Raw genomic sequence first — 22,143 nt, 5'->3', positions numbered from 1 at the left:
GTCTCCGGGAGACAGTGCTGAGAACCATTGTAACCCGTCACCTCGGCCTTGTGTGGGCGGCTGCCGGTGCCCTGCGCGTTATAGTTGAGGGGCGATCCATTGCGCTGCCCTCGTGCCCCCTTCATGACCGAGACCGACCTCTCAAACCACCCCACAGAGCGCCCCGCCGCAGCCACACCGCGGCTGCGGGTGTTCGTCTCCTCGCCCTCCGATCTCGAGCACGAGCGGGCGCTGGTGCGCGATCTGATCCTCGCCCTGGCGCGCGAGTATCGCCCCTACTTCGACCTCTCGGCGGTGCTCTGGGAGGAGGAGGCGCTGACCGCGGCGCAGAGCTTCCAGGCCGGGCTGGTGCGCCCGGCCGAGTGCGAGATCGTGCTGGTGATGCTGTGGACCCGGCTCGGCACCCCGCTCGCCGAGGAACCCTATGGCGGCATGACCGGGACCGAGTGGGAGTTCGTCGACGCGGTCGAGGCCTCGGCGCGGGCCGGCTCCCCCGAGGTGCTGGTCTATCGCAAGCAGGCGCCCTGTCTGATCGACGTCAACGACGCCGCGCGCACCCGCGAGGCGGTGGATGAGCGCCAGCGGCTCGAGGCCTTCTTCCAGCGCCATTTCTTCAACCCCGACGGCAGCTTCAAGCGCGCCTTCCGCCAATTCGAGGATGCACGCGCGCTGCGCGAGCTGGTCGAGAGCCAGCTGCGCAAGCTGCTCAACCGTCGCATCAGCGCCGAGCGTCGAGCGAGCGTCGGCGCCGCCGACTGGCGCGGCTCGCCGTTTCGCCCCGAGCACGCCTTTGCGCTCGCCGACGAGCCGGTGTTCACCGGGCGCGAGAGCGAGGTGCGCGAGCTGGTCGCACGGCTCGAGCGGCTGCGCGCGCGCGGCCGTGGCCTGCTGCTGATCAGCGGTGCCAGCGGGGTGGGCAAGAGCTCGCTGCTTCAGGCCGGGTTGCTGCCCCGGCTGCTGCGCCCCTTCCTCTTCGTCGGGGTCGGCGGCTGTCGCTGGTGCGCCCCGGATCTTGCCGGCACGCGCCCGCTGCAGGCGCTGGCCGCCGCCCTCTGCGCGCCCGCGGTGCTCGGCGACGCGCTCGCCGGGGGCGGGCTCGACGCCGCGGCGCTGGCGCGGCTGCTGGCGCGTGACCCCGAACTCGGCGCCGGCCAGGTCGGCGCCGCGCTCGATCGGCTGCAGGGCGTCGAGGGGGGCGAGTGGCGCCTGGCGCTGCTCTGCGATCCGCTCGACCCTCTGCTGGCGCATGTCGCGGCGCGGACGGCCGAGGCCGAGGCCTGCGCCCGCGCGCTCGCCGCGCTCGCCCGCTCGGAGCGGATCTGGGTGATCGCCACCCTGCGCGACGACGCCCTCGCCGGGCTCACCGATCGGTCCGAGTTTGCTGCCCTGGTCGATGAGGAGGCCTGGTATCCGTTGGCGCCGATCGCCCCGGCGCGGATCCGCCAGTTGGTCGAGATCCCGGCGCGGGTCGCCGGGATCGAGCACGTCGAGGAGAGCGCCGTCGGCGAGCGTGGTCTGGTCGAACGGCTGGAGGCCGACCTCGCCGCGGTGCACCACTGGCCGCCGCTGCTCGAGCTGGTACTCGAGGAGCTGCATCAGGCCGCCGGGCGGCGTGGCACGCGACGACTGCTGGTGAGCGACTATCACGCCCTGGGCGGCCTCGATGGACTGCTGCGCGCGCGCGCCGACCGGCTCTGGGCGCAGCTCGATGAGCGCGCGCGCGCGGCCCTGCCGGTGCTCTGCCGTGCCCTGCTGGTGCTGGAGAGCGGTGAGCAGCGTCTGCCCGGCGCGCGTGATGGCGATCTCGCCACCCTGGCCGCCCACCCCCAGGCAATGGTGCTGCTCGAGTCCCTGGTCGCGGCGCGGCTGGTGGTGATCGAGCGCGACCCCGAGGGTGGGGGGGCGGCGGTCGTGCCGCCGCCGGCGTTCGGTCTGGCGGCAGCGTTGCGCCGATTGCTGGCGCAGAGCCGCGAGGAATGGCTGGTGCGGGTCGGTGGCTGGCGCGAGACGCGTCCCGTCGACGAGGAGAGGCCGCCGGCCGAACCGTCTCTGGAGCGCCCCCCCTGGGCCGAAGGGCGCGCGGTGGCGCGATTGGTCCATCCGGCGCTGGCGCGCTGCTGGCCGGTGCTGCGCGACTGGGCGGGCATGCCCGAGCATGCCCGGGCGCTGCGGCTGCGCTATCGACTCTCACGTCAGGCGTGGCTGTGGCGGCGTACCGACTGCAATCGCGAGTATCTGCTCGGTGAGACCGGACACGCCGCGCTCGCCGCATTCGTCGCCGCCCACGAGGACGAGCTCGAAGCGCTCGAACGCGCCTATCTGGCGCACTCGCGCGCCCATCTGCTGGCGCAACGTCGGCGCAACCGCTGGGTGCGGCTGACCGGGGTGGCGCTGCTCGGGCTGCTGCTGGCGGCCAGCGCGGCCGCTTACTGGGCCTGGGACGCCTCGCGTCAGGCCACCCTCAACCTCCAGTACAGCCGGCTCAAGGAGGCCGCGGCGGCGATCGACCAGGGCAACACCCCGGAGGCGGTGGAGCTGGCGATCGGCGCTGCCCCGTATCTGCCGGCGGCGGCCACCGATACCCTGGCTGACGCCTTCACCCGCAACCATCTGCTGGCGCTGGCCGAGTCCCCGGGAGCCGATCCCGAGCGCCCGCTGCCGCCGGCCTTCAGCGACGACGGCGCCTGGCTGGCGACCCTCTCGCGTGCCGACGGCGCGCGACTGTGGCGGCTGCGCGACGGGCGTTTCGTCGCTGCCGGGACGCTCGCCCCGCCGGGTGCGGCGCTCGATGCACTGCGGGTGACCGGCGGGGGGGATGCGGTCGAGGTCTTCGGGATCGGCGCCGAGGGCGTCTGGCGCCTGCCGCTGGAGGCGCCGGGCGCGCCGGACTGGCGCTGCGCCGGTGCGCCCGGCGAGGTGCTCGAACTCGCCCCGGACGGGCGTGGGCTGGCGCTCACCCGGGTCGTCGACGCGGGCGTGGCGGTGTGCATGGTCGATCTCGCCACGCCCGGGCGGGTGCGCTGGCAGCGGGTCCTGCACCAGGCCGAGATCCGCAGCCTCGACTTCTCCCCCGACGGCGCGCTGCTGGCGACCGCCTCGCGCGATGGCCGGGCGCTGTTGCTCGATGCCGCCAGCGGTGCCGAGCGGGCGCGGCTGCCGCGCGGCGGTGCGCTCGATCGCCCCACCAACCGCGCCCGCTTCGATCATGCCGGCGAGCGGGTGGCGGTCGCTTCGGCCGACGAGCGGGTGCGTCTCTATGGGCTCGATGGTCGGCTGCAGACCACCCTCGGCGCCCTGGAGCGTGATGGACGCACCCTGCGGGTACACGAGAGCGCGGTGCGCGACCTCGTCTTCTCCCCCGATGATCGGTTCCTGGTGGCGGTCGACGACGCCGGTCAGGTGGTGCGCTGGACGCTGGCGAACGGGGCGGCCGAGGTGCTCGGTCATCATGGGCTGAGCGTCGACCGGGTGGAGCTCGTCGCCGGCGACGAGGAGGCGCTGGTGCTCAGCGCCTCGCTCGACAAGACCGCACGGCTGTGGGGGCTGCGGACCGGGCGGGAGCTGGCGGTGTTCAGCCACGACGGCCCGGTCTCGGGGGCGCGCTTCAGCGCCGACGGGTCGCGGGTGCTGACCTACTCGGCGCGCGACGGCTCGGCGCGGCTGTGGTCGGTGGCGCCGGCCGACGGGCTGTCGTTCCGCCTCGAACAGGACGACCACGTCTGGCACCTGGCGCTGGCCGCGCCCGGCGACGGCGACGAGGTCTTGATGGCGACCGCCGCCTTCGACGGGCGGGTCGAGCTGTGGAGCCATGATCGCGCGCACCCCGAGCAGGCGCCACGGTTGCTGCATCGATTGCAGCACGCCCCGGAGGTCCGGGTGCGCCGGGTCGGCTTCTCGCCCGGTGCGCGCTGGCTGGCGAGCGCCGGGTTCGACGGTGCGGCGCGGGTCTGGGACCTCGAGGGCGGTGGGAGCTGTCGCGCCCAGGTCGATCGGCGTTGTGCCGACCCCGAGGCGGCGAGCTGTGGTGGCGTCCATCAGGTGTTGTTTGCCCCCGACGGGCGCTGGTTGTTGACCGCTGCCGATGTCCCCGAGACGCCGCTGCGGCTGTGGGATCCGGCCGACTGCAGCGCCCTGCCGTTGCCCAGCGCCTTCGCCCACGACGGCCACGGCGTGGTCGCCGCGGCGGTGGGTGCGAGCGCCGACGGTGCCCTGCTGGTGGCCAGTGGCGACGCCGCCGGCACCCTGCGGGTGATGCGTCGCGAGCCCGGGGCACGTTGGCAGCGTCTCTGCACCCTGGAGGCGCACCGGGCGGCAGTCACCGACCTCGCGCTCGCGCCCGACGGCACGGCCCTGGCCAGCGCCGGCGAGGACGGCCGGGTGGCGCTGGTCGAGCTCGACGGCGCCGGTTGTGTCGGGCCGCGTCGCCTCGATGCCGGTGCCGGGCTGGTCTACGCGGTCGGTTTCGCCCCCGATGGCGGCGCCCTGGTCAGCGCCGCGCAGGACGGGCGCGCCTATCTGTGGAGCCGCGCCGGGGCGCCGCTGGCGACCCTCGTCGGCCATCGCGACCGGGTCTACAGTGCCGAGTTCAGCCCCGACGGCCAGTGGCTGCTGACCGCCGCGCGCGACGGCGAGCTGCGGCTGTGGCGGCGTCCGCGCCGTGCCCAGGACGCGCCGCTGGCCGCCTATCTGGTGCTCGACGCCGCGCTCGGCGGGGTCGCCTATGCCCACTTCAGCCCCGACGGCAACAGCCTGGGCGCGGCCTACTGGGAGAACGCCGCGGTGTGGTGGCGGTTGTGGAACGAGTCCTCCGAGATCGCTCCGGCCTGGGTGCGTATCTGGGGCCCCGAGCGCGCCCGCCTGGCGCTGATCCGCGAGGCGATGCGCTTCCAGCGCGGCGACTGAGTGCGTCTCAGCCGAGGGTCAGTACCAGCACCCCGAGCAGCATGATGCTCGCCCCGAGCAGGCGGGTGCGCGGATAGGGCTCGGCGAACAGCCAGCGTCCGAGCAGCACCGAGAAGATCCCGGCGCTGCGCTTGACCGCCATCACATAGGAGGCGAGCGCCAGGCTGAGGGCGATCTGGTCGGCGATGCGCATCAGCGCGAACAGCACCCCGAGCAGCAGCAGCGGGCGGAGCTCGCGCAGCGCGGTGGCGCCGGTGAGCTCGGCGTAGAAGCGCCGGTCCTGCAGCCCGAACACCACCAGCAGCACCAGCGGATTGACCATCGCCACCATCACCGCGAACGACAGCGGATCGCTGAGCTGGATGCCGATACGACCGAACACGCTGGCGGCGGCGAAGCAGGCGGCGGCGAGCAGCGCCAGGCGTCGTCCCGGGGTGCGCAGCGGGCGGTGCCAGCGGATGCCTCGCTCGTCGATCCCCAGGGTGTAGCCGCCGAGGATCAGCAACCCCACCCCGAGCCAGCCGAGCGGTGCCGGTAGCGCGCCGGTGAGCAGCCACTCGATGGCGATCGCCAGCCCCGGGGTGAGGGTCATCAGCGGTCCGACCAGCGACACCTCGCTGCGGTGCAGCGCGGCGTTGAGCGCCCAGCCGCCGAACCCGGAGAGCACCCCGCCGCACAGCACCGCCAGCACATAGGCCGGCTGGTGCAACGGGAAGTCGTGGTACCAGAGGATCAGCGGCAGGGTCACCGCGAGACTGGCGAGGTTGACATAGAAGGTCAGCGCGCGCGCCGAGAAGCTCGGGCTGAGGCGCTTGGTGACGGCCAGGCGCGAGGCGTGGAAGAAGGCCGAGGCCAGCGCGAACAGGATCCAGATCTGGGCGAAGGCGGAGAGGTCCATGGGCTCGGTTCAGCGCCAGCCGGTGGCCGCCCCGTGGAAGCGGGCGAGGGTCTGCGGTGCGACCGCGAGCTGGTCGCGATTGGCGCGCGCGAAGTCCTGCTGGAAGGCGAGACGCTGGCGCCACTGCGCCGGGCTCAGGGTGCCGACGCCGCGGACGATGCGCACGCAGGGCAGGGCGTCGATGCCGAGCAGTCCGGCCCCGCCGATACCGCAGAAGAGCTTGGGCTGGATGCCCAGCTCGATCTCGCGCGCGGCGAGCGGCGGCGTGGCGGTGCGGGTGCGTGCCGGTGCGCGCAGGGTGAGCGCGTAGCTCGGCTGGTCGAGGGTCATCAGCTGCTGGCGCCGCGCCGGGGTGGCGCGCGCCAGCCGCGCGGCGGTCGCCGGTGCGAGGTCGCGCAGCCGCTCGGCCAGCGCCGCCAGCTCGGCGCGGCTCGCCGCCGAGCAGTCGAGCGTCTCGAGCGCCGCGCGCCGCGCCGCCACCGGGCGCAGCCGGTGGCGGCGCCAGGGCGAGGGCGGGGTGCGCTGGCCGGTGAGGGCGTCGAGCAGCTCGCCGGCGAGCCCGTCGAGACACCGGTGGAGGCGTGCGATCAGGGCTCCGAAGGCGGGGCTCGCCAGGGTCTCCCAGCCGGGCAGGCGCAGGGTGCAGCCGAGCGGGTCGAGCCCGGCGAGCTGGCGCGCCGGGTCGACCGGCACGACCCGCGCGCCGGGGATGCCGAGCGGCAGTGCGGCGAGCCGCTCGGCGATCAGCCGGGCGCCGGGCAGGGTCGCGGGGTCGAGCGCCTGGCGGCGATCGTGCGGCGCGAGGGTGGCGAGCGTGGGCTGGGGCGCGGCGAGCGGCGCCAGCTCGCTCGCGTCCCAGTGGATCAGGTGCAGGTGGAGTTGCTTGGACGCCTGCACGCTCTCGCGGTCGCGGGTGTGGGGGTCGCAGTTGAGGGCGAGATGGAGCTGTCCGCCGTCGAGCCCGAAGCGCTCGATCACCGCGGGGTCGGAGACGAAGCGCACGAAGTTCAGCGCGCAGCCCCAGAAGCGTGCGGCGCTCGCCGGGTCGAGCGCGTCCGGGGTGGCGCCGGCCCTGGGGGCGACCAGCATCAGATCGTGACGGGCATGGGGCGCGGTCTTGTCGATCAGCAGCAGTTCGCTGGTGTCGGCGTCGCCGATCCGCGCGATGGTGCGACGGGCGAAGCGCACCTCGGGGTCGGGGTCGGTGAGCTCGCGCGTGCTCGGCGCATAGTCCGGTGGCAGCGCCGGGATGCGCACCGCCCCCCAGGCCACCGGCATGGTCGCGGCGGCGGCCGGCAGCAGTACGGCGAAGGGGTCGGGCGCGCTCATCGCCCCCCCGGGCGTTGCGCCGCGAGCGCCGTCACCGCCTGCTCGACCAGATGCGCGGCGAGTCGCTCGAAGGCCGCGGCCATTGCCGCCGGGGTGGATTCGGTGAGCGGTTCGTCGAGCGTCAGGCGGGTGCGCCACAGCGGCGTCCTCGCGCGTGCCCGCTGCAGGGTCAGGCCGAGGGTGGCGGCGACCCGGGGCGGCTCGGCCTCGGGCAGGTGCTCGAAGCGGATCAGCTCGCCGCTGAGGACGTAGTCGGCCTCGACCCGCTCGGCCGGGGCGTGCACCCGGGCGAAGGGACCGGTCGCGCGCAAGCCCTCGGCGAGGGCGTCGGCGAGCGCTCCGGGCAGCGGCTCCTCCCACAGCAGGCTGTCGTAGCGTCCGACCTCGCGCGGCTCGGCGCGGGTGCGATAGAGGATCTGGCGACCGCCGAGGAAGCCGCGCGCGGCCAGGTCGCGCACCTGCACGCTGGCGTCGAGCCGGGCGGTGGTGGTCGAGGACGGTGGCGGTGGCGCGAGACGGTAGAAGCGGTCGCGCTCGATCGGCTCGCCGCCGGCGCAGGCGCCGAGCAGCAGGGGCGCGAGCAGCAGCAGTGTGCGGGTCAGCGGAACCATGGGGTGCGTTCCTCGGTGGGATGGCCCTGGAGCAGGCTGGCGGGGTTCTCGCGCAGCGCACGCGAGAGCGCCGAGAGGTTGCGGCTGGCATCCTCGATGTTGGTGAGGATCGGCAGCAGCGCGTTGTTCATGGTCTGCAGCAGCGCCTGGGTATCATCGAGGCTGTGGCGCAGCGCCGGGCGGTTGTCGGCGACCAGGGCGCGGACCTCGTTGGCGAGCGCACCGTAGTCGGCCACCGCGCGTTCGAGCGCGTCGCGCTGCGCGGCCACCGCGCCGCTGACCTCGGCGAGGTTGGTGGTGAGCGCCTCGACCGCCTCCAGGGTGGCGGCGATCGACTCGCCGTCGACCGCGGCGTCGAGCTTGGCGGTGAGCGCGCGCAGATGATCGAGCGCGCCGGCGAGCCGCGCCTGGTTGCCGGTGGCCGCCTCGCCGGTGCCGAGCAGCGCCTCGATGGTGGCGATCTGGCGGGCGATGCTCTGCAGCGCCGGGGTGATGGTCTCGGCGACCAGGGTGTCGAGGCTGGCGGTGAGCGCGCCGAGCTGGCCCATCAGGTCCGGCTCGGGGGCGAGCGTGGGGAGTTGCGCCCCGGCCGCGAGCCGGCTGGCCGAGGTGCCGGGGGCGATCTTGATCGCGCTGCCCTCGAGCAGCCCGGCCGAGCCGATCCGCGCCCGGCTGTCGGCGGCCAGCGGCCAGTCGTCGGCGATCCGCAGCAGCGCGCGGAAGCAGGGGCGCAGCGGCGCGCGCTCGCCGCAGGGGGCGGGCTCGGCGGCGCTGGCGAACACCGGCTCGACGCGCTCGACCCGGCCGATACGGTAGCCGTCCTGGATCACCGGGATGCCGGGGGCGAGCCCGGTGGCGTCGGGAAAGATCGCGACCAGACGGTAGCCCTCGCCGAGCCGCCCCGGCCACAGCACCACCAGCAGGGCGACGAAGGCCGCTGCCATCAGCACCACGAACAGCCCGGCGGCGCGCAGGTCGCGCCGCATCGCCCGTCCCTGGCGCTTGCCCGGGGCGTCGATCTCGGGCGGCGAGTAGAGCCGTTCGAGCCGCTCGCTCATCGCCACCCCCGCAGCGCCGCGCGCAGCTCGATCCGCGCGGCGGCGGTCTCGCGCAGCGCGGCGCTCGGTCCGGCATAGACGGCCCGACCGTGGTCGAGCACCAGCGCGTGCTCGCAGTGGGTGATGAGCGCGGCCGGGGAGTTGTCGGTGGCGATCAGGGTCAGTGCACGGTTGCGTCGCACGGTGTCGAGCATCTCCAGGATTTCGCCGAGTGCGCTGGGGTCGAGGCCGTCGGCGACCCCGTCCCAGACCAGCAGGTCGGGTTGGTGGATGAGCGCGCGGGCGAGCTCGACGCGCCGCCGCTGGCCCAGCGAGAGCGCGCGCGGCAGGTGGTGTTCGAGCCCGTCGAGCTGCAGCAGGGTGACCACCAGTCGCGCCGCGCGCGCCAGCTCGGCGCGGCGCAGCGGCGTCTCGCGCAGCGGCAGCAGCAGGTTCTCGAGCACGCTGCGATCGGCCAGCAGCGAGCCGCCCTGGAGCACCGCACCGAGGCGTCGGCGCAGCCGCCGCATCGCGCCGCCGTCGAGCCGCGCGAGGTCCTGCCCGAACAGGGCGATTGTACCCGCCGAGGGGTGGTCGAGTCCCAGCACCAGCCGACTGAGCAGGCTCTTGCCGGCGCCGTTGGGGCCGCAGATCAGCAGCCACTCGCCGGCGGGCAGGGTGAGGTCGAGGTCGGAGAGCGCGCAGCGCCCGGCGACGTGCTGGTAGAGCCCGGCGATGGCGAGCGCCGGTGGTGGGGTGGGGGCCGGTGACGGGGTGGACATGACGCGCTCAGCCGATCAGCAGCAGATAGAGCAGGTCCGCGACCAGGATCAGCCCGATCGCGCCGAGCATGGTGGCGGTGGCGGCGCGGGCGATGCCGCGCGGGTCGCGCCCGGCGGCGATGCCGTTGACGCAGGCCAGCGGCGCGACCAGCAGGGCAAACAGCGGTGGCTTGACCAGGGCGCCGACGAGGTCGGCCGGGCCGATGGCGTGGGCCAGGGTCTCGACCAGCCGCGCCGGGCCGAGCGCCACGCTCGCCCACAGCCAGGCCCAGGTGGTCAGCCCGGTGACCAGCAGGCTCCACACCGCGAAGGCCGCGCTCATCAGCAGCATCGCCAGCAGCGTCGGGGCGAGGGTGTAGCGGATCGGATCGATGCCGTTGACCAGCAGTCCGTCGAGCTCACCGCTCACCGCCAGCCCGGCCTGACGCACCGCCAGCGCCACCCCGGCACGCCCGGCGACGAGGATGCCGATCAGCACCGGGAGCAGCTCCAGGGCGATGGCATAGGTCAGCGAGATCAGCAGCGCGTCGGGCAGGGCGAAGCCGGCGAGCAGCTGCTCGCCCTGACGCCCGAGGATCAGCCCGAGGACGACGCTCACCAGGGTCAGCGCCGGCAGGACCGAGAGTCCGGACTGACGCAGCGCGGCGGCGAAGGCCGGCAGGTCGAGCCGGGCGCGACCGCCGAGGATGCGCAGATAGAGCCACAGACAGTCGGCCAGGGCGATGGCGCCGAGGCCGAGTCGTTCGAGCACGCCGGCGGGGCCGGTGAGTGGGCGGTCGGGGTGGTGCATGGCGGGCTCAGTACTCGAAGTCCCAGACGAGCCGCCGGCCCTCGGGGGCGAGCCACAGTCGCTTGACCGGGCGCGCGGCCGTCTCCGGCGGCGCCGGGTGCCAGGCGATCTCGGCGCGCTTGGCGATCCACCCGGCCAGCCCCCCGGGGCCGAGCGGCAGGCGCCGCTCGGCCCGGGCGACCAGATCGAGCAGGGTCGTCCGCGTCGTCGGGTCGGGGCAGGCGTCGAGCTGTGCCGACAGCGGGCGCTGGTGCAGCAGCCACAGCCCGGTGGCGGGGTGCTCGATCGCCTGGGCGGTGAGTGCGCGGGTGAGCGTCGAGCCGAGGCTGGTGGCGAGCACCAGGGCGCGGTCGGGGTAGCGTGCGTGCAACCGCCCGAGTGCATCGTTGACGAGTCGGCGCGGTGGCGGGGGCGTCTCGCTGGAGGCGGGCTCGATCAGGGCGACGATCAACAGGCGCTGGATGCCGAGTCCGGCGCGTGCGAGCAGGGTCGGTACGCCGCGCACCGCGAAGCGGTCGAGATCCTTCATCGGTTCGCTGAGGGCGTCGTAGTCGACCAGTTGCGGGTGGTGCTTGCGTGCGTTGTCGCGCACCGGGGCGTGGGTCCAGCCGTCGAGGCGACGATCGGCGGCCCAGCGCCGGTGCTCGATGCGCGCGAGACGCTCGATCTCGGGTGCGGTGAAGGCGAAGCCGGCGACCCGCTCCTCGGGGACCGCGCGACAGTCGACCACGGCGAGCTTGGCGAGCATGTGGTCGGCCTGGTGGCGGTTGGCGCCGCGGAAGGACTCGGCCAGCCGCGCCCAGGGTTGGCCGCCGGGCTCGCCATCGGGGTCGCGACCCTGGGCGGCGACGCTGTCGCGATAGTGCTCGTGGATGGTGCGTGCGAGCTGGTCGGCGCGCCCGGCAAACAGGGTCGCGGGGGTGCAGGCGTCGGCGATCAGCGAGAAGGGCTGGGTCTGGCCGTCCCAGTCGGCGCGTGCGCCGGCTGGCCAGGGCGCGGTGGCCACGGCGATCAGCGCTGGCGAGGCGCCGCTCGCGGCGGCGAGTCGTTGGCGCAGCCGGGCGGCGTGCGCGGCGGCCCGTGACGGGTCGCAGATCAGCGCCAGGCTCACCGGCGTGTCGGCATCGAGTGCCGGTGCCTCCGGGGTGGCGCAGCGCAACTCGGCGATCGTCTCGCCCTGGGGCTGGGTGGCGCGGAACCAGGCGGCGGCCGCCGCCGGGTCGGGGTCGAGCAGGGTGATGCGCAGGCGCCGCTCGCCATAGTGGGCGCCGAGCAGCGCCTGGCGCAGGAGCGCGGTGGCGGGCGTCGCGCGACCGACGAGCAGCAGGTGGGGGCGTTGTCCGGCGGCGACGTCGCAGCCGAGGTGCAGCGGCCAGCGCGCGAACAGGGCGCGCGCGCCGGTGGTGGCGAGGTCGAGGGTCTCGACCCGCAGCGGGCCATCGGCGGCGAGCGCCGGCAGTGTCGGCGCTCGTGGGTCGCGATGGATCAGGATCAGCCGGCGCGGTCGGCGCGCGCCGGCGAGCCGGTCGGCGAGCGCCGCGACCAGGGCGCCGGGGTCGGGCGGGTCGAGCAGGACCACCGGCTGGCTTGCCCGGGGCCGCAGTCGTGCCAGTTGCTCGGGGCTGACCAGCCGGGCGTTGAGCCGGTCAGCGAGCGTTGCGGCCAGCGGTGGGGCGCCGCAGACCAGGGGGCGGGGGCGCCAGATCATGCCGCCAGCCGTGCCGCGATCCGCGCGGCGAGGGTCGCTGTGGGTGCGGCGAGGTCGAGCGCCTCGATCGCGGCGCGGTGTTCGAGCCCGCCCCGGTGCCAGCGTGCGAGCAGCGCCGCGGTGCTGCCGCCGCTACCGGCGAGCAGCAGCAGCGGGGCGGGTTCGGCGAGGGCGAGTTCGAGGTCGAGCCGGGTGATCTCGCCGCCGCCGACGGCGAGGGTGAGCCGCGGTCGGGGCCCGGCGAGCAGCGCCGAGATCCGGCGGATCCACGGCGACTCGTCGCCCCAGCGTGCCCCCGGGATGAGGACCAGATGACTGTGGTTGGGTTCGGCGCGGGTGGTGCCGTGCGGCGCGACGGTGGCGCGCGGCGCCACCCCGAGCAGCGGGAAGCGGGCGTGGCAGACGGCCCGGGCCCGGCCCATCTGAGCCATCACCCCGCAGTCGGTGCCGCCGTCGACCACCGTGGCGTCGAGTGTCTCGAGCCGGGGCGCGAGCGCGCGCAGCAGCGCGCCGAGCGGCTCGGCGAGCGCGGGGTCGAGCCGCGCCGCGCCGCCGATCAGGGTGAGCACCGGGCGCGGTCGATCGAACCCCAGCGCCGCGAGCATCGCGTCGAGGTCCTCGGGGCCTGTGGGTTCGAGCCGCAGCGGGCCGGGGGCGGCGCGGGTCATCGCGGTCGGGGCCTGCTCACTCGGAGCGGTAGTAGACCTCGCCGGCCTCGTCCTCGACGGTGACCACCAGCGGAATGCCCTGGCGGATACTCGCCGAGACCACGCAGAACTCCTCGAACAGGTCCTTGCAGCGACCGAAACGCGGCGACTGGGTGACCGCCTCGGTGACGATCAGGCGCACCTCGAGCTGGCCGATGCGCAGGCGCTTCTGCGCGTTGCGGGTCATCACGCAGCTGGCCTCGGCGCGCAGACAGCCGGCGGGCGGGTCGTCCTTGAACAGACAGAACAGCAGGCTGGCGCCGAGGCAGTCGGCGGTGGCGGCGGTGAGCAGGCGCGAGGCGTTGGGCCCGCGGCACTCGCCCAGCGGCGGCTCGCCGTCGAGCAGCAGGTCGGGGGTCTGCGGCCAGTCGAAGGCGACCTTGACCTGATATCCCTCGCGCTGCTCGAGCGCGATGCTGAAACGGCCTTCCTCGGACATGGTGGCTCCTGTGATTCTGTTCGTGACGCCGCTCGGGCGACGCGGTCTGGTTGCAATCCGTGGGTCCGCCGTCCGGGCGTATGGGTGGCCCGAGCCGTGATCCGGGCCGCGCCGCGTGGCGGTGTGTCGTCGGGGCCGAGGGCCCGCTCAGGTCTCGATCCGGGTACCGAGCAGCTCGGCGAAGCGCCGTATCCACTCGGGGTGCGCGGGCCAGGCCGGGGCGGTGACCAGCTGACCGTCGACATAGGCGTTGGTGAGGGTGTCGTTGACCTCGCACCAGCTGCCCCCGGCGCGTTCGAGTTCGGGGCGCACGGCGGGGTAAGCGGTGCACTGCTTGCCCTCGAGGACCCCGGCGGCGGCGAGGATCTGCTGGCCGTGACAGATCGCGGCGATCGGCTTGTCGCCGGCGGCGAAGTGACGCACCAGCTCGATGACGCGCAGGTCGAGGCGCAGGTACTCGGGGGCGCGCCCGCCGGGGATGATCAGGGCGTCGTAGCGGCTGGGGTCGATCTTGTCGAAGTCGGCGGTGATGGCGAAGTTGTGGCCGGGCTTCTCGCTGTAGGTCTGGTCGCCCTCGAAGTCGTGGATCGCGGTACGGACCTTGTCGCCGGCGGCCTTGTCCGGGCAGACGGCGTGGACGCTGTGCCCGAGCAGCTGCAGCATCTGGAAGGGGACCATCGCCTCGTAGTCTTCGACATAGTCTCCGACCAACATCAGGATCTTCTTCTCGGCCATGTGTTTCGTCCTCCTGAAACGGCGTCGCGTGGGGGTGGGCAGACTATAACACCGGGATCGCGCGGGGCGTGTGCGGCTGACCAACGATCCACGCCAATCGGGTATGATCGAACGTTTTGCGGGAGGATCCCGGTCCGTGGCAAGCGGTAACGACGGGCTGGCGCGCGCCGCCGGCTGGATGGGGTTGGCGCTCTTGTCCTTCGCCGCGCTCGCGGTCTCGGCGCGCGAGTCGCTCGCGGCGATGTCCCCGGCGCAATTCCTGTTCCTGCGCACCCTGCTCGGGCTGCCGCTGTTGGTCGGTCTGGGGGTGCTGCTCGCGCCCGGGTTCATGCGTACCCGGCGCTGGCGATTGCACCTGTTGCGCAACCTGTTCCACTATGGCGGCCAGCTCTGCTGGATCGGCGCGATCGGGCTGTTGCCGCTGGCGCTGGTGTTCGCGCTCGAGTTCACCACCCCGGTGTGGGCCGCGCTGCTGGCACTGGTCTTCCTCGGTGAGCGGCTCGGGCGTGGCCGCCTGGTGGCGCTGGTCGCCGGCTTGGTCGGTGTGCTGCTGATCACCCGACCGGGGTTGCAGCCGTTCGACGCGGGGATGGCACTGGGATTGCTGGCCGCGCTCGGTTTCGCCGTCACCATGGTCGCCACCAAGGGGCTGACCCGACACGACTCGGTCTTCACCATCCTGTTCTGGATGCTGACGATCCAGCTGCTCCTCGGCCTGCCCGTGGCGCTCTGGGTCTGGCAACCGATCGGTTGGAGCGAGCTGCCCTGGCTGCTGGTGGCGGCGGTGACCGGCATCAGCGCCCATCTCGGCGTGGCCAATGCCTTCCGTCACGCCGACGCCACCCTGGTGCTGCCGATGGACTTCCTGCGCCTGCCGCTGATCGCCCTGGTCGGCGCGCTGTGCTATGGCGAGGGGCTCGACCCCTGGGTGCTGGGCGGCGGTGTGCTGATCCTCGCCGGCAATCTGTACAGTCTGCGTCGCGAGCGGCGCGGCTGATGCGTGCGTCACCCGGAGGTGGCGCGCCCCTTCGCGTCCCGGGCGTCCGGTCGGAGAGGACCGGTCGTCCCCAGACCCCCTGAATTGACGAGGTGAATCGATGACGATGAGCGCCAATCCGCGCCGGGTGGCGGCATGGATCTGAATCTGTTGTGGCACTCACTGCGCCCGCTGGTGTTCCGCTTCGACCCGGAGCGCGCACACCGCATGACCCTGGCGGCGCTGGCGCGCTGGTCGGAGCGTTTCGATGGTCGGCTGGTCGCCGGCGATCCGGCCCATGCCCATCCGCGCGAGGTGATGGGGCTGCGTTTCCCCAACCCCTTCGGTCTGGCCGCCGGGCTGGACAAGGACGCCGAGGCGATCCCCGCCTGGCAGGCGCTCGGTTTCGGTTTCATCGAGGTCGGTACGGTGACCGCGCAGGCCCAGCCCGGCAACCCGCGTCCGCGGCTGTTCCGCCTGCCCGAGGACGAGGCGATCATCAACCGCATGGGCTTCAACAACGCCGGTGCCGACCGGGTGGCGCGACGGCTGCGGCGGTTGCGCGAGCGCGACCTGCTGCAGGTGCCGCTCGGGGTCAATATCGGCAAGTCCAAGGTGACCCCGGCCGAGCGTGCCGCCGAGGACTATCGTTACAGCTTCGAGCGCCTCGGCGAGCTGGCCGATTATGTGGTGGTCAACATCTCCAGCCCGAACACCCCGGGGCTGCGCGATCTGCAGCGTGTCGACGAGGTCAAGCGCATCGTCGAGACCATCCAGGAGCCCAACCAGCGTCTCGCGCGGCCCCGACCGCTGCTGGTCAAGCTCGCGCCCGATCTCGCCGACGGCGATGCCATCGACTGCGCGCGCGCCGCGCTCGAGGCCGGTTGTGCCGGACTGATCCTGACCAACACCACCATCGCCCGCGAGGGGTTGCGCAGCCGCACCGAGGGCATGGCCGGCGGGCTCTCGGGGCGCCCGCTGCAGGCGCGCAGCACCGCGCTGCTGGCGACGGTGCGCGAGGCGCTGGGGCCGGAGCCGACGCTGATCGGGGCCGGCGGGGTGCGTGATGTGCCCAGCGCGCGCGCCAAGTTCGCCGCCGGCGCGGATCTGGCGCAGGTCTACACCGGGCTGATCTATCGCGGCCCGGGCCTGGTGCGCGAACTGCTCGAGGCGCTCGACTGAGCCACGCTCGTCGGGTCAGTCGTCATCCTCGCCCTGGCGCCATTCACTGGCGTCGAGTCGGGCGAGGACGGCGCCGCCGTGATGGTGCTGGATCGGCGAGACATGGATGGCGAGCAGGCGTGCCCCCTCGTCCGTTGAGGTGAAGTCGACCACGACCCCGGCGGAGTCACCCTCGAGTACCGCGCGGATCCCCGCACGCAGGTCACGCCCGCGCGGGTGTTCGTCGTCCGGCCCGAGCAGTCGCAACGCGCGCTCGTAACCGGCGCCGGGACCGGTGTCGCTGAGCGACGGGTCACCCGCGCCTCGCGCCGCCTCGCGCCAGCTGTGGTTGATCTGGGTGATGATGCCCTGGGGGTCGAGGACCGCGATCTGCTCGGGGAGTGAGTCGAGCACCGCCTGCAATCGCTCGATGTCGTGCAGGCTGGTGATGTCGACAAAGGTCGAGACCGCCCCGCGCGCCTCGCCTGCGCGCACCGCGTAGGGCAGCACCCGGGCCAGATAGATGCGGCCGTTGGCCGCGGCGATCTCGCGCTGCAGCATCTCGCCGCTGGCGATGGTGCGGCGCAGCTCATCGATGAAGTCCGGATACTGCAACAGGTTGGTGAAGTCGTCGATCGGGCGGCCGAGGTCGCCGTTGCGGATCTTGAACAGGGTGGTCGCCTCGGGGGTGAAGCGGGTCAGGCGCAGCTCGGCGTCGACGAACACCGTGGCGATGGCCGCGGCCTTGGCCATGCCGTCGAGATCGGCGTTGAGCCGGTTGAGGATCTCGATCTTCTCCTGGTTCTCGGCATTGACCGTGTAGAGCTCCTCGTTGACCGACTGCAGCTCCTCGTTGGAGCTTTGCAGCTCCTCGTTGGAGGCCATCAGCTCCTCGTTGGTCGCCTGTAACTCCTCGTTGGCCGTCTCCAGCTCCTCGATGGTCGCCTGCAGGCTCTCGCGGGTGGCCGCCAGCTCGCGCTCCAGGTTCTCGACCCGCTGTGCGGTCTCGTCGTCGAGATCGAGCGTCTCCATCCCCGGGCGCGACACGATCTCCTGCGGCTCGGACTCGAACGAGAGCAGCAGATGACGCTCGGACTGGGGCGCGTCATAGGGTCTGACCACCATGCGCAACCGCTCGCGCTCGCCTGAGGGCAGCTCGATGCCGAGCTGGTCCGAACGCATCGCCGTGCCGCTGCGCGCGCACTTGTAGAGTAGCGCCTGGGCCACCGAGACCAGCGGCCGGGGCAGCAGCTTGGCGATGTCGAGCGTGGCGCTGCCCTCGCCGATGCGCAGATAGCGCGCCGCCTCGCCGAAGACGTGCAGCAGCTCGCCGTGGGCGTTGAGCAGCAGGGTGGTGGGGGCGTAGTCGCGCAGCAGGATCGACTGACCGGCGTCGATGGCTGCGGCGTCGGTCGATTGATAGCGGCTGCGCGGGCTGTACTGGCGTGGTCCGGCGGCGCTGGTCGGCGGGGCCGATGGGGTGGCGGTGTCGAGCGGCAGCGAGACGTGGCGCAGCACGCGATAGATCTTGTGGCGCGAGTTGACCGCGGTGAAGTCGGTGTGCAGATCGGCCAGGGTCTCGCTCGGTCCGAGCAGCAGATAGCCGCCGGGGGAGAGGGCGTACTGGATGCGCCGCAGCGCCCGCTCCTGGGCCTGGGTGCGGAAGTAGATCAGCAGGTTGCGACAGGAGACCAGGTCCATGCGGGTGAAGGGCGGGTCCTCGAGCAGGTTGTGACGCGCGAAGACGATGTTCTGGCGGATCTCGTTCTTGACCACGAAGTGGTTGCCGCGCTTGTAGAAGAAGCGCTCGAGTCGTTCGGGCGAGATCTCGGCGGCGATCGCCTCGGAGAACACCCCGGCGCCGCCGACCTCGACGTTCTGTTGCTCGACGTCGGTGGCGAAGAGCTTGAAGCTCGGCCAGCGGCGCTCGCGATCAAAGGCCTCGGCGAACAGGATCGCCAGGGTATAGGCCTCCTCGCCGGTGGAGACGCCGGGCACCCAGACCCGGATCGGCTGGTTCTCGCCGCGTTCGCTGACGATCGAGCGGATCACCGTCTGGTCGAGGATCTCGAAGGTGTCGGGGTCGCGGAAGAAACTGGTCACCGGGATCAGCAGCTCGCGGCGCAGTACCGCCAGCTCGCCGCGATCGCTGTCGAGCAGGCGCACATAGTTGTGCAGATCGGGGGTGTGACGCACCTGCATGCGCCGCTCGATGCGGCGCATCACCGTGGCCGGCTTGTAGTCGCGGAAGTTGATCCCGCCCTGGTGCTTGAGGAGATGCATCGCCTCGTCGAGGGCGTCGTCCTTGTCGAAGGTCGGGCCCTGGGGCGAGGTCTCGGTCTTGATCTGCGGGGCCTGGTTGATGAACTCGATCAGCCTGGGGCCGAGGTCGTCCGGCGACAGCGTGGCATCGACCAGACCGGTGGCGATGACGCTGCGCGGCATGCCGTCGAACTTGGCCGACTCCGGATCCTGGGCGAGCAGCAGGCCGCCGGCGTCGTTGATCGCCACCGCGCCACGGGTGCCGTCGGATCCGGTGCCCGAGAGCACCACGCCGATGGCATGTTTGCCGAACTCCTTGGCCAGCGAGGTGAAGAAGAGGTCGATCGGCAGCGCCAGGCCACGCGGGTTCTTGGGGCTGAGGCGCAGCGCGTCGCCGAGCACCGTCATCATGTTCGCCGGCGGGATCAGGTGGACGCGATTGGGCTCGAGCCGCATGCCGTCGGTGACGGTCACCACCGGCATCTCGGTATGACGGGCGAGCAGGTTGCCCATCATGCTCTTGTGGTCGGGCGAGAGATGCTGGATCACCACATAGGCCGCGCCCGAGTCCGAGGGCAGGCATTGGAAGAAGCGCTCCAGCGCGTCGAGTCCGCCGGCCGAGGCGCCGATGGCCACCACGTAGCCGTCGTGCCTGTCATTGCCTCGTGGACCGGGGGTGTCTTGGGTCGTCTCTGACACGCTGGACATCGTCAGCTCTCTCCTCGAGTTTGGGTGCGTCCGGCTGCGGTGGCGGCGATCGCTCAGCGCTGCTCCGGGGCTGGGGCACGGCTCCATCTCGCTCGCCCCATCGGCAAGCATGCATCAGCCGCTGGGACGACGCCAGGGAGTTGAGGGGCGCCGCCGGGAGGGCGGCGGTCGGGACCAGCCGACCGCGACCGGGTGTGACCGTCCACCGGTCGGTCTCTCGTCCCTGACGATGCCCGGCATCGATATGGCGCTCGCTCAGCCAGGAGAACGCGAACAGCGGCACGGCGGTGATGAGCAGCGCGCAGCCAAATAGGTCAGGGTGACGCTGGTGATCGACCGGGGGCCGGATCAGTGCGTCGCGGAGCGTGGCGACCGGGCCAAGTGCGCCGAACATCACCAGGTTGCATTCGTGGTGGCACGGCCGCAAACGGCAGGACGATGGCGCGCGCCCGCCGAGGCGGGCGAACGTGGGCACGGGGCGCCGCCCATGGCGTAGTCGGCCAGTGCTCGGCGATGCCCGGAGGGGGAATGGGACTCAGTCGGGTGACGGGCCCCAGTTCTGGCGCTGGTGCTGCGCCTGCGCGGCAGCGAACTCGTCGGCGTCGACGCGACCATCGCCGTTGCTGTCGACCTCCTCGAAGCTCGGTGCCGAGGCGAGGTTGCGCATCATGTAGCCCTGCTGCGAGCGCTCGGCGATACGCTGGCCGCGGCCCTCGTAGAACTCCTGCTCGTCGAGCCAACCGTTGCCGTCGCGGTCGAAGTCGGCCAGGTCCGGCATGTCGCGACCCATGCCGCCGCGCTGCCGCATCCGTGCCTGCTGACCGGCGGTGAGTTCGGCGGGGGTGAGCTGGCCGTCGCCGTCCTGGTCGAAGTCGGCGAACGCCGGCATGCCTGGGCCTCCACCGGGGCGACGCGTCTGGTGGAAGGCGTCGAACTCTTGTTGGCTGATCAGGCCGTTGCCGTCGCCATCGAGTGCGGCGAACGGCATGGGGCCGCCCATCGGTTGGGCGAGCGCCGCAAGGCTGACCCCGGCGCCGAGGCCGAGGGCAAGGGTGAACATCCGGATCTGTGATGGCATCTCTGGGGTCTCCGGTGAGTGTGCTGGCGTCGTTCCGGTACATGGCGCGTGGCCAGCGATTCCGCGCCCGGTCTCGCACCGTCCTGTGCGGTGCGTGTCATCGCCCAGGTCCCGACCGGCGATCAGTCCCGCCAGTGGCCGAGCCCGGGGATGCGGACCTCGTCGTCCTCATAGATACCCGATTCGGCGCGTGGATGACAGCCTAGACAGTCACCGAGCGCGGGGATCGCCTGGCCGGCGCTGTCCTGCAACCGTGCGAGTTCGGCGTGCTCGTGGCGGAACGCCGTGGTCTCGGTGATGCGAGGCAGCCCGTTCGTCGGTGGCGGGTCGAGCCGCGCGGAGACGGTCGCATTGGCCTGCAGATAGTCGCTGATGGCGAGGCGCCGCGTCTCGTCGAGTTCGAGGGTCTCGCCATAGTGCGCAGCCAGTGACTGCGGGATCATGATCTGGCGCCAGTCGCGCGCGCTCAGCAGTGCCGGCTGATAGACCAGGTGGCAGTCGCCGCAGACGGCGCGGGTCGTCGGGTCGGTGACCGCGCCGAGACGGTCGTCATCGGCCGGTGCGGCACTGGTGAGTGTCAGCGCGAGCAGGGCGAACAGTGGGGTGATGCGCTGGGGCATTGGTATGGCTCCTTGGGTCCGGTTCGTTACTCGCGCTCGACGCGCTTGCGGCCGCTGATCATCGAGCCGATCAGGTTCTCCTGGTGGGCGAAGCTCGAGAACAGCACCCCGGCGACGTGGAGCAGGACCAGCAGCAGGGTGAGGTTGGCGAAGAACTCGTGCGCCCCCTCGATCAGCTCGGCGGTGTCGTGCGAGAGCCCGGCGGTGAGTCCGGCCAGGGGACCGGCGAACTCCTCGGCGCCGTAGAGCGCGAGTCCACTGAGTCCGGTGGCGCTCACCGTCAGCAGCAGTGCGACGACCATGGCGCCGCCGGCCGGGTTGTGGCCGAGATGGCGTGGTGCGCGCAGCCGGGCGGCGTCGCGCAGATAGTCGAGGGTGGCGCGGGGGCCGCGCACGAAGTCGCCGAAGCGGGCGTGCGTCGAGCCGACGAAGCCCCAGGTCACGCGGATCGCGATCAGCGCCAGGATCAGATAGCCGATCCACACATGGAGCGCGAGCGGATGGTCCTCGATGATGTAGGCGGCGGCGAAGCCCGCGGCCAGCGACCAGTGGAAGAGACGGACCAGCGGGTCCCAGACCCGGGTCTCGCTCGCGGTTTCGGGTGTCGGTGTCGTCATCGGTGTGCTCCGGTTCGGGTGAGTGGGCCTCGGCCCTGGTGATGTTGGCGACCAGCCTATCCACCCGCTGCTGAACCCCGGCTGTCGAGGGTTGTCAGCAAACCGTCAGCCGGGTTCGTGGCATCATGCCTCCATGGCCAAAGTCCCTCACATGCGCCCGATCGTCCTGCTGCTGCTCGTCAGCGTCTCGGCCGTCGCCCCGGCCGACGGACTCGACGATGTCGCCGATCACGATCGTGCCCGGCGCGCGCTCGAGCGTGGCGAGGTGCGCCCGATCGGCGAGATCCTGCGTGCGGTCTCGGCGCGGGTGCCGGGCGAGGTGGTGGGGGTGGAGTTCGAGCGTGAGCACGGCGGTTGGCGCTATGAGCTCAAGCTCATCGCCCCCGATGGCCGGCGGCTCGAGGTCGAGGTCGACGCCGCCACCGCCCGCATTCTCGAGGTAGAGGAGGACTGATGCGCATCCTGCTGGTGGAGGACGACGCCCGGCTCGCCGCCTCGGTGGGGCAGGCACTGGAGGCCGCCGGCTTCGTCCACGACTGGGTGGAGGACGGCGAGCGCGCCTGGTTCCTGGGCGATACCGAGCACTATGCCGCGGTCATCCTCGACCTCGGTCTGCCGCGGCTCGACGGCCTCTCGGTGTTGCGACGCTGGCGTGGTGCCGGACAGCGCTTCCCGGTGCTGATCCTGACCGCGCGGGGTGAGTGGAGCGAACGTGTCGAGGGGATCGACGCCGGTGCCGACGACTATCTGCCCAAGCCCTTCCGCATGGAGGAGCTGTTGGCC

At 72.6% G+C, this 22,143-nt stretch carries 19 protein-coding genes (1 of these 19 only partly in view); 5 read left to right on the top strand and 14 right to left on the bottom strand.

What is annotated here, in order from left to right:
• Positions 1-123 precede the first annotated feature (123 nt).
• Positions 124-4,902: an AAA family ATPase gene (locus ACAM26_RS01680; RefSeq protein WP_369613004.1), complete on the top strand. Its 4,779-nt coding sequence runs from the start codon at positions 124-126 to the stop codon at positions 4,900-4,902.
• Positions 4,903-4,909: 7 nt separating this feature from the next.
• Here the strand turns inward: ACAM26_RS01680 and ACAM26_RS01675 are convergent, their stop codons facing one another.
• The 10 genes from ACAM26_RS01675 to ACAM26_RS01630 all read right to left on the bottom strand — a co-directional run bounded on the left by ACAM26_RS01675 (position 4,910) and on the right by ACAM26_RS01630 (position 13,938).
• Positions 4,910-5,800, bottom strand: a complete 891-nt coding sequence (locus tag ACAM26_RS01675) for a DMT family transporter (protein WP_132228471.1) — start codon at positions 5,798-5,800, stop codon at positions 4,910-4,912.
• Between the two features lie 9 nt (positions 5,801-5,809).
• The gene (locus ACAM26_RS01670) at positions 5,810-7,129 is read right to left on the bottom strand and encodes a hypothetical protein (RefSeq protein ID WP_369613003.1); all 1,320 of its coding nucleotides are present in this window, start codon (positions 7,127-7,129) and stop codon (positions 5,810-5,812) included.
• Positions 7,126-7,740: an ABC-type transport auxiliary lipoprotein family protein gene (locus ACAM26_RS01665; RefSeq protein ID WP_369613002.1), complete on the bottom strand. Its 615-nt coding sequence runs from the start codon at positions 7,738-7,740 to the stop codon at positions 7,126-7,128. The genes ACAM26_RS01670 and ACAM26_RS01665 overlap by 4 nt, the downstream gene beginning before the upstream one ends.
• On the bottom strand, positions 7,728-8,798 hold the full coding sequence (locus ACAM26_RS01660) for an MlaD family protein (protein ID WP_123143469.1): 1,071 nt from the start codon (positions 8,796-8,798) through the stop codon (positions 7,728-7,730). The genes ACAM26_RS01665 and ACAM26_RS01660 overlap by 13 nt, the downstream gene beginning before the upstream one ends.
• The gene (locus tag ACAM26_RS01655) at positions 8,795-9,559 is read right to left on the bottom strand and encodes a cell division ATP-binding protein FtsE (RefSeq protein WP_123141318.1); all 765 of its coding nucleotides are present in this window, start codon (positions 9,557-9,559) and stop codon (positions 8,795-8,797) included. The genes ACAM26_RS01660 and ACAM26_RS01655 overlap by 4 nt, the downstream gene beginning before the upstream one ends.
• Before the next feature lie 7 nt (positions 9,560-9,566).
• Positions 9,567-10,349, bottom strand: a complete 783-nt coding sequence (locus ACAM26_RS01650; protein WP_132228479.1) for an ABC transporter permease — start codon at positions 10,347-10,349, stop codon at positions 9,567-9,569.
• A gap of 7 nt (positions 10,350-10,356) precedes the next feature.
• On the bottom strand, positions 10,357-12,057 hold the full coding sequence (locus ACAM26_RS01645) for a RyR domain-containing protein (protein WP_132228481.1): 1,701 nt from the start codon (positions 12,055-12,057) through the stop codon (positions 10,357-10,359).
• Positions 12,054-12,725 carry a hypothetical protein gene (locus tag ACAM26_RS01640; RefSeq protein ID WP_123141315.1) on the bottom strand — a complete coding sequence of 224 codons (672 nt, stop codon included), beginning with the start codon at positions 12,723-12,725 and terminating at the stop codon, positions 12,054-12,056. Before ACAM26_RS01640 ends, ACAM26_RS01645 begins: the two co-directional genes overlap by 4 nt.
• 16 nt (positions 12,726-12,741) lie before the next feature.
• Complete coding sequence (locus ACAM26_RS01635) at positions 12,742-13,203, bottom strand: OsmC family protein (protein WP_123141314.1); 462 nt, start codon at positions 13,201-13,203, stop codon at positions 12,742-12,744.
• Positions 13,204-13,350: 147 nt separating this feature from the next.
• Positions 13,351-13,938 (bottom strand): DJ-1/PfpI family protein, encoded by a 588-nt coding sequence (locus ACAM26_RS01630; protein WP_123141313.1) that lies wholly within the window; start codon positions 13,936-13,938, stop codon positions 13,351-13,353.
• 136 nt (positions 13,939-14,074) lie between these two features.
• Here ACAM26_RS01630 and ACAM26_RS01625 point away from each other — a divergent pair, with 136 nt between their 5' ends.
• On the top strand, positions 14,075-14,935 hold the full coding sequence (locus ACAM26_RS01625) for a DMT family transporter (protein WP_123141312.1): 861 nt from the start codon (positions 14,075-14,077) through the stop codon (positions 14,933-14,935).
• Between the two features lie 135 nt (positions 14,936-15,070).
• Positions 15,071-16,096, top strand: coding sequence for a quinone-dependent dihydroorotate dehydrogenase (locus tag ACAM26_RS01620; protein WP_369613001.1), 1,026 nt, complete (start codon positions 15,071-15,073; stop codon positions 16,094-16,096).
• 15 nt (positions 16,097-16,111) lie between these two features.
• On the opposite strand, the gene ACAM26_RS01615 is transcribed toward ACAM26_RS01620, so the two are convergent.
• The 4 genes from ACAM26_RS01615 to ACAM26_RS01600 all read right to left on the bottom strand — a co-directional run bounded on the left by ACAM26_RS01615 (position 16,112) and on the right by ACAM26_RS01600 (position 21,360).
• Positions 16,112-19,045, bottom strand: coding sequence for a chemotaxis protein CheB (locus ACAM26_RS01615; RefSeq protein ID WP_132228487.1), 2,934 nt, complete (start codon positions 19,043-19,045; stop codon positions 16,112-16,114).
• Between the two features lie 535 nt (positions 19,046-19,580).
• Positions 19,581-20,123, bottom strand: a complete 543-nt coding sequence (locus tag ACAM26_RS01610) for an EF-hand domain-containing protein (protein ID WP_123141309.1) — start codon at positions 20,121-20,123, stop codon at positions 19,581-19,583.
• A 122-nt stretch (positions 20,124-20,245) separates the two neighbouring features.
• A complete protein-coding gene (locus ACAM26_RS01605) occupies positions 20,246-20,743 on the bottom strand; it encodes a hypothetical protein (RefSeq protein ID WP_123141308.1) in 498 nt (165 codons plus the stop codon).
• 26 nt (positions 20,744-20,769) lie between these two features.
• Positions 20,770-21,360 (bottom strand): cytochrome b/b6 domain-containing protein, encoded by a 591-nt coding sequence (locus ACAM26_RS01600; RefSeq protein ID WP_123141307.1) that lies wholly within the window; start codon positions 21,358-21,360, stop codon positions 20,770-20,772.
• Between the two features lie 151 nt (positions 21,361-21,511).
• On the opposite strand from ACAM26_RS01600, the gene ACAM26_RS01595 reads away from it, so the two are divergent.
• Both ACAM26_RS01595 and ACAM26_RS01590 read left to right on the top strand, forming a co-directional pair.
• A complete protein-coding gene (locus ACAM26_RS01595; RefSeq protein WP_223806159.1) occupies positions 21,512-21,814 on the top strand; it encodes a PepSY domain-containing protein in 303 nt (100 codons plus the stop codon).
• Positions 21,814-22,143, top strand: the beginning of a protein-coding gene (locus tag ACAM26_RS01590; protein WP_123141305.1) for a response regulator transcription factor. Its footprint extends 336 nt past the window's final position; 330 of the gene's 666 nt are visible here — the first part of the coding sequence; its start codon is at positions 21,814-21,816; its stop codon lies beyond the right edge, outside the window. The genes ACAM26_RS01595 and ACAM26_RS01590 overlap by 1 nt, the downstream gene beginning before the upstream one ends.

The sequence above is a fragment of the Marichromatium sp. PS1 genome (genome assembly GCF_041155115.1).
Lineage (GTDB): Bacteria > Pseudomonadota > Gammaproteobacteria > Chromatiales > Chromatiaceae > Marichromatium > Marichromatium gracile.
This window is presented reverse-complemented; position numbering and strand designations above follow the sequence as displayed.

Coding starts and splice junctions, on each gene's coding strand:
- ACAM26_RS01680 (WP_369613004.1), top strand. CDS start 124: ATGACCGAGACCGACCTCTCAAACCACCCCACAGAGCGCCCCGCCGCA.
- ACAM26_RS01675 (WP_132228471.1), bottom strand. CDS start 5,800: ATGGACCTCTCCGCCTTCGCCCAGATCTGGATCCTGTTCGCGCTGGCC.
- ACAM26_RS01670 (WP_369613003.1), bottom strand. CDS start 7,129: ATGAGCGCGCCCGACCCCTTCGCCGTACTGCTGCCGGCCGCCGCCGCG.
- ACAM26_RS01665 (WP_369613002.1), bottom strand. CDS start 7,740: ATGGTTCCGCTGACCCGCACACTGCTGCTGCTCGCGCCCCTGCTGCTC.
- ACAM26_RS01660 (WP_123143469.1), bottom strand. CDS start 8,798: ATGAGCGAGCGGCTCGAACGGCTCTACTCGCCGCCCGAGATCGACGCC.
- ACAM26_RS01655 (WP_123141318.1), bottom strand. CDS start 9,559: ATGTCCACCCCGTCACCGGCCCCCACCCCACCACCGGCGCTCGCCATC.
- ACAM26_RS01650 (WP_132228479.1), bottom strand. CDS start 10,349: ATGCACCACCCCGACCGCCCACTCACCGGCCCCGCCGGCGTGCTCGAA.
- ACAM26_RS01645 (WP_132228481.1), bottom strand. CDS start 12,057: ATGATCTGGCGCCCCCGCCCCCTGGTCTGCGGCGCCCCACCGCTGGCC.
- ACAM26_RS01640 (WP_123141315.1), bottom strand. CDS start 12,725: ATGACCCGCGCCGCCCCCGGCCCGCTGCGGCTCGAACCCACAGGCCCC.
- ACAM26_RS01635 (WP_123141314.1), bottom strand. CDS start 13,203: ATGTCCGAGGAAGGCCGTTTCAGCATCGCGCTCGAGCAGCGCGAGGGA.
- ACAM26_RS01630 (WP_123141313.1), bottom strand. CDS start 13,938: ATGGCCGAGAAGAAGATCCTGATGTTGGTCGGAGACTATGTCGAAGAC.
- ACAM26_RS01620 (WP_369613001.1), top strand. CDS start 15,071: ATGGATCTGAATCTGTTGTGGCACTCACTGCGCCCGCTGGTGTTCCGC.
- ACAM26_RS01615 (WP_132228487.1), bottom strand. CDS start 19,045: ATGTCCAGCGTGTCAGAGACGACCCAAGACACCCCCGGTCCACGAGGC.
- ACAM26_RS01610 (WP_123141309.1), bottom strand. CDS start 20,123: ATGCCATCACAGATCCGGATGTTCACCCTTGCCCTCGGCCTCGGCGCC.
- ACAM26_RS01605 (WP_123141308.1), bottom strand. CDS start 20,743: ATGCCCCAGCGCATCACCCCACTGTTCGCCCTGCTCGCGCTGACACTC.
- ACAM26_RS01600 (WP_123141307.1), bottom strand. CDS start 21,360: ATGACGACACCGACACCCGAAACCGCGAGCGAGACCCGGGTCTGGGAC.
- ACAM26_RS01595 (WP_223806159.1), top strand. CDS start 21,512: ATGCGCCCGATCGTCCTGCTGCTGCTCGTCAGCGTCTCGGCCGTCGCC.